We start from the raw sequence: 9,972 nt of genomic DNA, 5'->3' as shown, positions 1-9,972 counted from the left end.
CCGGAATGACCTTTACACTGCTGAATGCTGCGGCCCAAGCCGCAGCTCCAGTCGAGGCTACGGGAGTCTTCTCCTGGGCTTGGCTGATGATCGCAATTCCAGCTGCATCCAGTGCGCTTCTTCTTGTGTTGGGACGCCGCAGCGATCGCTGGGGTCACCTGCTGGCAACCTTGGCATCATGGGCCGCCTTCGCGGTGGGCGTGGCGGTTATTGCCACAATGCTCTCCCTTCCTGCCCAAGGACAGCGAATCACGCTTCCCCTGTTCTCGTGGATTCCCGCGGGAGACTTCTCCGTTGACTTCGGATTGATGCTCGACCCGCTGTCGATGACCTTCGTCATGCTGGTCACCTTCGTTGGCTCTCTCATCCACGTCTACGCGATTGCGTACATGGAGCACGATACTGATCGTCGTCGTTTCTTCGCCTACCTCAACCTCTTCATCGCCGCAATGCTGATCCTGGTTCTGGCGGACTCCTACGCGGGGCTCTTCGTCGGCTGGGAAGGCGTGGGCTTGGCCTCGTACCTGCTCATTGGCTTCTGGAACCACGTTCCCGCCAATGCGGTTGCCGCGAAGAAGGCCTTCGTCATGAACCGAGTGGGCGATATGGGCCTGCTCATCGCCATGATGGCAATGGTCGCGAACTTCTCGACCGTCAACATGGAGAAGGTCAACTCGATGGTCGTTTCGATCTCGCCGGTTCAAGCAACCATCATTGGTTTTTTCCTCCTGGTGGGTGCGTGCGGTAAGTCCGCTCAGTTCCCGTTGCAGGCGTGGCTCGGCGATGCAATGGCTGGCCCGACTCCCGTGTCCGCTCTCATCCACGCGGCAACGATGGTCACCGCCGGTGTCTACCTCATCGTTCGCTCGGGTGCGATCTTCCAAGCGTCACCGATTGCGGCGACCGCGGTCGTCATCGTCGGCGCGATCACGCTGCTCTTCGGCGCGATCGTCGGCTGCGCGAAGGATGATATGAAGAAGGTGCTCGCGGCCTCCACCATGAGCCAGATCGGCTACATGATGCTCGGTGCAGGTCTTGGCCCCATCGGTTGGGCCTTCGCGATCTTCCATCTCTTCACCCACGGCTTCTTCAAGGCCCTGATGTTCCTTGGCGCGGGTTCGGTCATGCACGGCATGAACGATCAGGTCAATATGCGTCGCTTCGGTGCACTGCGCACCGCCATGAAGGTCACGTGGATCACCTTTGCATTTGGCTGGTTGGCGATCTTGGGAGTCCCGCCCTTCTCGGGCTTCTTCTCCAAGGACAAGATCATCGAAGCCGCTTTCGGTGCGACCACTTTTGCCGGCCACGAGGCCGTCTGGGCCGGTTGGGTCTTCGGCATCGTCACCATGGTTGGCGCTGGAATCACCGCTTTCTACATGTCGCGACTGTTCTTCATGACCTTCCACGGCACCGCTCGTTGGACGACCGAAGCTGAAGGCTCGGGCGTGCATCCGCATGAATCCTCTCCTTTGATGACCGTCCCGATGATCATTCTGGCGATCGCGGCCGCCGCTATCGGTGGAGTGCTCTCAATCGGAAACGCTTTTACGACGTGGCTCCAGCCTTCGCTGGGCGAGGTTGAGCACGCTCATCCCGTTGCCCCAGAGATCGCAATTCAGGTCGTGACCTTGCTGCTGGTGCTTGCGGGCGCTGGCCTTGCGTGGATGATGTACGGACGTCGTGAGGTTCCCACCGCAATTCCTGCGGGTAATGCGCTCACGCGTGCTGCTCGCCAGGATCTCTATCAGGATTCGGTGAATGAGGCGCTCTTCATGACTCCGGGTATTGCCCTGGTTAAGGCCGCAACTCTTGGCGATGACAAGGCGATTGACGGCATCGTTCACGTGGTGGAAAAGGCATCAACGGGTGCTGGACGTGCGGTGGGTGCTACCCAATCCGGACGCGTGCGCACCTATGCCTCCTACATTCTTGGCGGGGTAGTCCTTGCCCTGGCCGCCGTCTTGGCATTCACGCTGTGAGGAAGTAAGAGTTATGCAGATTTCTCAAATGACCAGCGCGCCACTTCCGTGGCTGTCGATTCTTGTCGCGCTTCCCGCGCTGGGTGCCTTGATGCTCGCGATGGTCCCCGCCCTGCGTCGCGCCGGACGTACCTTCGCCCTGATCTTGTCGGTGTGTGAACTTGCCGCGGCCATCGTGGCATTTGTCAGCGCCTTCGATTGGTCGTCTTCCTCCACCTATCAGCTTTCCGAGGCCTACTCTTGGATTCCCCAGATGGGCCTGAGTTGGGCGCTGGCCGTGAATGCACTGGGCGCGGTTATGATTCTTCTTGCCGTTGCCTTGGTTCCCCTGGTCGTGTTGGCCGGTTGGAACGACGATGAAGACGAGGCAAAAGCTGGAGCTTATTTCGGATGGGTGCTGCTTCTTGAGGCCTTCATGGTGCTGATCTTTGCGGCTTCCGATGTCCTGCTCTTCTACTTGGCTTTCGAAGGAATGCTCGTTCCTCTCTTCGTCATGATCGGTCGTTACGGAGTCGGTGAAAAGAAGGCACGTCAGCGTGCTGCGATGAAGTTCCTTCTCTTCTCTCTGGCCGGTGGTCTGGTGATGCTCGGTGGCCTCGTTGCCATCTGGGCGCTGGCTGCTCGCCGTGGAGATACCCTCTTCCGCCTCGATTCGCTCGCTTCGGGGACAGTGAACCTTCCCGTGGGCATTCAAGTCGGTCTCTTCCTGACCTTCTTCATCGCCTTCGCGATTAAGGCTCCCATGGTCCCGGTTCACACCTGGCTTCCTGATACTGCTCAGAATGCTCGTCCGGGTACCTCGGTGCTCCTCGTTGGCGTTCTCGACAAGGTCGGAACCTTCGGCATGATCACCCTGTGCTTGCGCTTGTTCCCGCTGGGAGCGGCCAGCCTGCAGTGGTGGATCTGCGGCTTCGCCGTGGCCTCGATTCTGTGGGGCGGCCTGGCTGCCATCGGACAAAACGACATTATGCGTCTGGTGTCCTACACCTCGGTCTCGCACTTCGGTTTCATGGTCCTCGGTATCTTCATCGGCTCGCAGATCGCGCTGACCGGCGCCATGGTCTACATGGTCGCCCACGGTGTGTCGATCGCAGCGATGTTCCTCCTTTCCGGTTGGCTTTCCGCACGAGGCGGCACCCAGGACATGCGTGAGTACGGCGGTATGCAGCGCGTGAGCCCGGTCCTGGCAGGCTTGTGGCTCTTCTCGGGTCTAGCTTCGGTTGCGCTTCCCGGCCTGTCCGGGTTCGTCCCCGAGTACCTGGTCCTCATGGGAACCTGGAAGGTCTCGACGATGCTCGCGCTCTTCGCAGTACTCGGCGTGATTCTGGCCGCGCTGTACATGCTGATGCCTTACCAGCGTGTCTTCACCGGTCCGCCGCGAGCTGGGAAGGACCAGATTGCTGATCTGAATGGACGTGAGAAGACCGTTATGACCCCGCTAGTCATTGCGATGCTCGTCTTGGGCATCTGGGCGGCGCCGCTGGTTTCCGCTCTGACGCCGATTGCGACGCAGGGCGAACAGCTGATGACCGCTGCAAGTGCAGTTTTGAGTGAAGGGAGCGCACAGTGAATTCTGTGGCAACAGCCGTGACGTTCACGGTCCCCGAGATTTCCTGGGCTGCACTTGCGCCCATCCTGTGCGTCCTTGGTGGCGGTGTCCTCGCGGTTCTCGCTGAGTCTTTCGTGCCGGTGCGTGCGCGCCGCTCGAGCGTCATCGGAATCGCTCTTGTTGCACTCATTGCTTCGGCGGTTGCCCTGGTCATGCGCTGGGCAGTGGTCACAGTGACCCCCTCGTCACTGGGGGAGTACATTGACGATCCTTTGACGATCGCCGCGCAAGGCATTCTTGTCCTGATTGCCTTCTTCGCAGTCCTCGTCATTGCTGATCGTTCCGAGGCCGGCGACGGCGCCTTTGCCGGACAGCCTTCGGACCGCCCGGGTTCTTCCGATGAGGAGCGCTCGGACGCGAAGGGATACCAGCGTTCTGAGATGTTCGCTCTGGTTCTTTTCTCAACCGGCGGCATGATGATCTTCCCGGCAGCGAATTCCTATATTGCACTTTTCGTTGCTCTCGAAGTGATGTCTCTTCCTCTGTACATCCTGGCTGCGACCGCGCGTCGGCGTCGTCAGCTCTCGCAGGAAGCTGCGCTGAAGTACTTCATTCTTGGTGCGTTCTCCTCGGGCTTCATGCTCATGGGTTCTGCTTTCCTCTACGGTTACTCCGGTTCGCTCATCATCTCCGATGCAGCTACCCCGACCCCGCAGACGGCTGGAATGCACGTGCTCTTGCTGATGGGCACTGTCATGGTGATGGTCGGCTTGCTCTTCAAGGTCGGCGCAGCTCCCTTCCACGCGTGGACTCCCGATGTTTACACCGGTGCTCCAACTCCCGTGACGGGCTTCATGGCCGCCGCGGTTAAGCTCGCAGCCTTCGGCGCAATGCTCCGTTTCTTCCAGGTTGTGGCAGCTCCCCTGCAGTGGAGCCTGATTCCGATCATGATCGTTGTCGTTGTCTTGACCATGCTGGTTGGAACTTTCGCCGGCCTCGTGCAAATGGACGTCAAGCGCATGCTCGCCTACTCGTCGATCGCTCACGCGGGCTTCATCCTCTTGGGCATTCTCTCGCTGGTGCGCTACTCAGCTGGTCACGTACTCTTCTATGTCTTGGCCTACGCGGTGGCGACCGTTGGAGCCTTCGGCGTGATCACCCTTGTTCGTTCCAATGACAGCGAGGGAAATATCGGCGGCGAAGTGACGGATCTGCGCCGCTGGGCGGGACTGGGGAAGACCAACCCCGGCTTGGCCTCGGCAATGTTGATCTTCCTCCTCTCCTTTGCGGGTATTCCTTTCACGGGCGGCTTCATTGCGAAGTTCGTCGTGTTCTCGGATGCTTTCGCGGGTGGATACGTCTGGCTGGTCGCGCTTGCGCTTGCCTGCTCGGCTGTCACGGCATTCTTCTACTTCCGTCTGGTTCGCGTGATGTTCTTCATGCAGCCGCGTGAGGATGTTGCGGTCGTTCGCTCTGAAGGTTTCGCTGGTGTTGCGATCACCGTGTGTGCTGTGGGTACGATTGCCCTTGGGCTCTTCCCGAGTCCGGTTCTGTCTCTACTCAATCAGGTGGTTGTGCTTCTCCCGTGAGCGCCGTAATCGATTTACACGTTCCTGATCTCGAGGCCCGAATTCTTCCGGGCCTCGAGGCCGTTGAGGACCGTTTGCACCGTTCCGTCAGTGATTCCAGGGACTTGGTCACTGAACTCACCAGTCATCTGGCTCAGGCCGGTGGCAAGCGCATGCGTCCCTTGCTCACGCTGGTTGCAGCGCAATTCGGCGACCCCCAGCGCGCTCTGAGCGATGAGGTCCTTACCGCAGCAACCGGCATTGAACTCACGCACTTGGCATCGCTCTACCACGACGATGTCATGGATTCTGCTCCCACCCGCCGTGGAGTTCCTTCGGCTCAACACCTGTGGGGCAATAACCGCGCGATCTTGGCCGGCGATATTCTTTTCGCTCGTGCCTCTGCGATGATCGCGACTTTGGGTGATGAAACGGTTCGCCACCATGCCGTCACTTTCGAGCGCCTGTGCATGGGCCAGCTCAATGAGACTTTCGGTCCCGAAGAGGGCGATGACCCGCTGACTTTCTATCTCCAGGTTCTTGCCGATAAGACCGGTTCCTTAGTGGCATCTGCTGCTGCTTTCGGTGCGATGCACGCGGGCGCGGATCAGGCAACCATCGAAGCGCTCACGAACTTCGGTGAGCGCCTGGGCGTTGCCTTCCAGATCGCAGATGACGTCATCGACCTGGGTCCTGCAGAAGGGCAGTCAGGCAAGACCCCTGGAACGGATCTTCGCGAAGGCGTGGATACCCTTCCCGTGCTGCTGCTTCGCCGCGCACAGTCCAACGGAAATCTGGATCCCGAAGGCCAGAAGATCTTGTCGATGCTGAGTGGGGATTTGTCCTCGGACGAGGCCTTGGCTGCTTTGGTTGCACGGCTGCGTGAGCATCAGGTCGTCGCCCAGACCCGTGAGCTTGCTCATGAGTGGTGCGAAAGCGCACTGGAATGCATCGCCGATCTTCCCGAGGGGGAAGCAAAGCAGGCGCTTATTGCCTTTGCGCACTTGATGGTGGATCGCGTCGCCTAAGTCCTCTCGGCTGCTCCTCAGGTCGTGTGCTTGTAGGATTGGAGCAGGATGAGGGCTGCGCGTGGGCGCAGCCGGAGAAGAGGATCACGCGTGAGCACCTACAACGTTGCCGTTATCGGCGCAGGCCCTGCGGGCATTTATGCATCTGACATTCTGTCCAAGTCTGGTTTGGACGTGAATATCGATCTGTTCGAACGCCTTCCCGCCCCCTACGGCTTGGTGCGCTACGGCGTTGCCCCGGACCACCCGCGAATCAAGCAGATTATTGTCGCCCTCTACAAGATTCTTCAGCGCGGCGATATCCGTCTGCTGGGTAATGTTGAGGTTGGCCGCGATATCACCATCGAGGACCTCCACGCCCACTACGATGCAATCATCATTGCCACGGGCGCAGATCGTGATGCTCCGCTGAATATTCCGGGCGTTGACCTTCCGCAGTCCTACGGCGCTGCCGATTTCGTGTCTTGGTACGACGGGCATCCGGATTACCCCCGCACGTGGCCTCTTGAAGCAAAGTCCGTTGCCGTGCTGGGCGTCGGAAATGTTGCACTGGATGTTTCGCGTGTCTTGGCCAAGCACGTCGAAGACATGCTCGTCACTGAGATCCCCGAAAACGTCGCCAAGGGCTTGGCTGAAAACCCGGTTACTGACGTACATGTCTTTGGTCGCCGAGGCCCCGCGCAGGTGAAGTTCACCCCCTTGGAATTGCGCGAATTGGGGCACGTTCCTGACGTTGACATCATTGTGTCCGAGGACGATTTCGACTTCGATGAGGGCTCCGAAGAGGCACTGCGCGCCTCGAACCAGCAGCGTCAGGTCGTCAAGACCTTGACCAACTACGCGATGGAGGATCCCGAATCGCACACCGCCTCGCGTCGCATCCACATTCACCTTTTCCAGTCTCCGGTCGAGATCCTTGCCGATGAGGACGGAAATGTCAGCGCAATTCGCACCGAGCGCACTGAGCTCACGGGAGATGGTTCCGTACGCGGAACCGGTGTCATCACCACCTGGCCCGTTCAGGCGGTTTATCGCGCAATTGGCTACTATTCTTCGCCGGTTCCGGGGCTTCCTTTCGACAAGCGTGCAGGCGTTGTCCCCAACGTTGAAGGACGCGTTATCGATTCGGACACAACACAAGACCCCAATGCGCCGGTGGTCCAGGGCGTGTACGCGACCGGTTGGATTAGGCGTGGCCCTGTTGGCCTGATCGGTTCGACGAAGTCGGATGCTCAGCAGACTATTTCTCACCTCGTTGAGGACGCGGAGGCAGGTCGCCTGCATGCAACTTCTTCTGAGGTCGGTCACGAGGCCATGGTTGCTCTGCTTCGTGAGCGTGGCGTGGAGTTCACCACCTGGGAAGGGTGGGAGCTTCTTGACGCTTACGAGGCCGCGCTGGGTGAGAAGTATGGTGAGCTTCCCGGTGGCCGCGGCGTGCGTGAACGCATCAAGGTTGTTTCGCGTCGCGCGATGACCGATGTGTCTTTGGGTAAGGATCAGGTGCACGAGGACCTCATCGGTCAGATGGGGGAGATGGGAGTTCCTTCTGCCCCCGAGCGTTTCGAGGATTACTCGGGTCCCAGCCGCATCTAGCGGATCGGTCGCGCAAAGGAGGATTATGCGCACGCGTCACTATCACAACGGTTTCAAGACCGCCCTGCTCCTTGGGGGAATGTGGGCTCTGCTCTTGCTCATCGGCTCGGGCATCGCCTATGGAACCGGCCGCGCGGTGTGGATTTTCATCTTCGCAGGAATCGGCTTGGTTCAGACGGCATGGTCCTATTGGAATTCGGCGACCATGGCCCTGCGTTCGATGAACGCCTACCCGGTCACCGAAGCTCAGCAACCAGCTATGTATCGCATTGTCCGCGAGCTTTCTCAAACGGCTGGGCAGCCGATGCCCACGCTGTGGGTCGCACCGACCATGACTCCCAATGCTTTTGCGACAGGACGTAACCCCGCGAATGCTGCAGTGTGCTGCACGGAAGGGATCTTGCAGCTACTGAACGAGCGCGAGTTGCGTGGAGTACTGGGACACGAACTCATGCACGTCTACAACCGCGACATTTTGACCTCCTCCGTTGCGGCAGCGATGGCGGGTGTGGTGACCTCGATTGCTCAGTTCCTCATGTTCTTCGGTGGTGGTAATCGTCGTGATCGTGAGGGAGGGGGACTGGCAGTGATTGGTTCACTTGTCCTTGCCTTGGTTGCGCCTTTTGCTGCGACGCTCATCCAGTTTTCTCTCTCGCGTACGCGCGAATTTGATGCCGATGAAGATGGTGCCCTTCTGACGCAAGACCCGCTGGCGCTCGCTTCTGCATTGAAGAAGCTTGAGAGTGGAAACTCACAGTATCCCCTTGCGGCCACCCCGCAGACGCAGAATGTCTCGGCGATGATGATTGCCAATCCCTTCAGGGGCGGGGGAATTCGTAATCTCTTCTCGACGCACCCGCCAATGGATCAGAGAATCGCACGCCTCGAGCAGATTGCGGGTTACTAATGCCATGCTTTGTTCAGTGTCAGCAAAGCTGATCAAGCTGAGCCGCGTAAGCTTGTGCGGCAACTGAATAGACGTATGTGGGGGCATCTAGCGTAGTGCTAGATGCCCCCACAGCTTTGCGATATTCGAGGAATCTCAGCGATAGTTCACGAACTGAAGAGCTACGTCAAGCTTTTCTCCGGAAGGGCCTTTGAGAAGGGCGATCACTGCCTGAAGATCATCGCGCGACTTGGAAGAAACACGGATTTCATCTCCTTGGATCTGTGCCTTCACTCCCTTGGGGCCCTCGTCGCGAATCAGTTTTGTGATCTTCTTCGCAACATCCTGCTCGATTCCTTCGCGCAGAGGGGCAACGAGGCGGTAGATCTTGCCCTGTGCCTTGGGTTCGCGATCCTTGAGATCAAGCGCCTTAAGTGAAACTCCGCGGCGAATAAGCTTCGTCTGCAAGACGTCGACAATAGCCATGACGCGTTCGGGGGTGTTCGCCTCCATTTCGATGGCATCACCAACCAGTCGAATCGAGGCGTCAACATTGCGGAAATCGTAGCGAGTTGAGACCTCTTTTGCGGCTTGATTGACCGCATTATCGACTTCCTGGCGGTCCAATTTGGAAACGATGTCAAACGATGAATCTGCCATGATCATCCTTTCTTTGTGCGCTGTGGCGCACTTCGGTCACTTTGATTGGCGCAGTGCCGGGTCATTCTGCTATTCTTCCACAGCACCGATTTTTTCGGCGCATGGCAGGTTTCCAGAGCGGCCAAATGGATCTGACTGTAAATCAGACGCTTCGTGCTTCGGGGGTTCGAATCCCTCACCTGCCACAGTCTCTTCGAGACTCGTTGTGATGTCATTCTCAATCACAGGAATTGCATTGTGGTTCCATTTTGAGTTAGGCTTCTCGGCGTTGCCCCGATAGCTCAGTCGGCAGAGCGTCTCCATGGTAAGGAGAAGGTCAAGGGTTCGATTCCCTTTCGGGGCTCAGGTCGCGGCTACAGCCGCAGCCGCTGCGGCGGGGTAGCTCAGCTGGTCAGAGCGCACGACTCATAATCGTGAGGTCGCGGGTTCGAGCCCCGCCCCCGCTACCAGACCAACGAAGAGTCGCACGCCGACATAAGCAAAAGCAAAAGGGGAATCACCGTGGCAAGCAAGTCTCAGGACGTTCGCCCCAAGATCACTCTGGCATGCTCGGAGTGCAAGGAGCGCAACTACATCACTAAGAAGAACCGTCGTAACACGCCGGATCGTCTTGAACTGCAGAAGTTCTGCCCGCGTTGCCGCAAGTCTACGCTTCACCGCGAGACCCGCTGACAGCGTCGCGCTAACCCCGAGGAACGTAAGGTCC

At 58.8% G+C, this 9,972-nt stretch carries 8 protein-coding genes and 3 tRNA genes; 10 read left to right on the top strand and 1 reads right to left on the bottom strand.

The features are described from left to right. The first annotated feature begins 5 nt into the window (after positions 1–5). The 6 genes from nuoL (at position 6) to htpX (ending at position 8,627) form a co-directional block, all read left to right on the top strand. The gene (nuoL, locus tag ACWNMW_RS03425; RefSeq protein WP_449490032.1) at positions 6–1,982 is read left to right on the top strand and encodes an NADH-quinone oxidoreductase subunit L; all 1,977 of its coding nucleotides are present in this window, start codon (positions 6–8) and stop codon (positions 1,980–1,982) included. Positions 1,983–2,010: 28 nt separating this feature from the next. Further along, positions 2,011–3,552 carry a complex I subunit 4 family protein gene (locus tag ACWNMW_RS03420; protein WP_449490159.1) on the top strand — a complete coding sequence of 514 codons (1,542 nt, stop codon included), beginning with the start codon at positions 2,011–2,013 and terminating at the stop codon, positions 3,550–3,552. After that, positions 3,549–5,120, top strand: a complete 1,572-nt coding sequence (nuoN, locus tag ACWNMW_RS03415; protein WP_449490031.1) for an NADH-quinone oxidoreductase subunit NuoN — start codon at positions 3,549–3,551, stop codon at positions 5,118–5,120. Before ACWNMW_RS03420 ends, nuoN begins: the two co-directional genes overlap by 4 nt. Further along, positions 5,117–6,127, top strand: a complete 1,011-nt coding sequence (locus ACWNMW_RS03410; RefSeq protein WP_034502296.1) for a polyprenyl synthetase family protein — start codon at positions 5,117–5,119, stop codon at positions 6,125–6,127. Before nuoN ends, ACWNMW_RS03410 begins: the two co-directional genes overlap by 4 nt. Positions 6,128–6,217: 90 nt before the next feature. Next, positions 6,218–7,720 (top strand): FAD-dependent oxidoreductase, encoded by a 1,503-nt coding sequence (locus ACWNMW_RS03405; RefSeq protein WP_299059134.1) that lies wholly within the window; start codon positions 6,218–6,220, stop codon positions 7,718–7,720. 25 nt (positions 7,721–7,745) lie between these two features. Beyond that, a complete protein-coding gene (gene htpX / locus ACWNMW_RS03400; protein WP_295893302.1) occupies positions 7,746–8,627 on the top strand; it encodes a zinc metalloprotease HtpX in 882 nt (293 codons plus the stop codon). A gap of 135 nt (positions 8,628–8,762) precedes the next feature. Here htpX and ACWNMW_RS03395 read toward each other — a convergent pair whose 3' ends face one another. Beyond that, on the bottom strand, positions 8,763–9,266 hold the full coding sequence (locus ACWNMW_RS03395) for a YajQ family cyclic di-GMP-binding protein (protein ID WP_072457802.1): 504 nt from the start codon (positions 9,264–9,266) through the stop codon (positions 8,763–8,765). 103 nt (positions 9,267–9,369) lie between these two features. Between ACWNMW_RS03395 and ACWNMW_RS03390 the strand changes: the two genes are divergently transcribed. The 4 genes from ACWNMW_RS03390 to rpmG all read left to right on the top strand — a co-directional run bounded on the left by ACWNMW_RS03390 (position 9,370) and on the right by rpmG (position 9,938). Then, positions 9,370–9,451: transfer RNA gene (locus tag ACWNMW_RS03390), tRNA-Tyr, on the top strand. 85 nt (positions 9,452–9,536) lie between these two features. Beyond that, positions 9,537–9,609, top strand: a tRNA-Thr gene (locus tag ACWNMW_RS03385). A 29-nt stretch (positions 9,610–9,638) separates the two neighbouring features. Continuing rightward, a tRNA-Met gene (locus ACWNMW_RS03380) sits at positions 9,639–9,715 on the top strand. 52 nt (positions 9,716–9,767) lie between these two features. After that, positions 9,768–9,938, top strand: coding sequence for a 50S ribosomal protein L33 (gene rpmG, locus ACWNMW_RS03375; RefSeq protein ID WP_034502432.1), 171 nt, complete (start codon positions 9,768–9,770; stop codon positions 9,936–9,938). Positions 9,939–9,972 lie beyond the last annotated feature (34 nt).

The sequence above is a fragment of the Actinomyces sp. Marseille-QA0893 genome, from assembly GCF_976954355.1.
The sequence above is the reverse complement of the archived record's forward strand: the minus strand, read 5'-3'. Positions and strand labels throughout refer to the sequence as shown.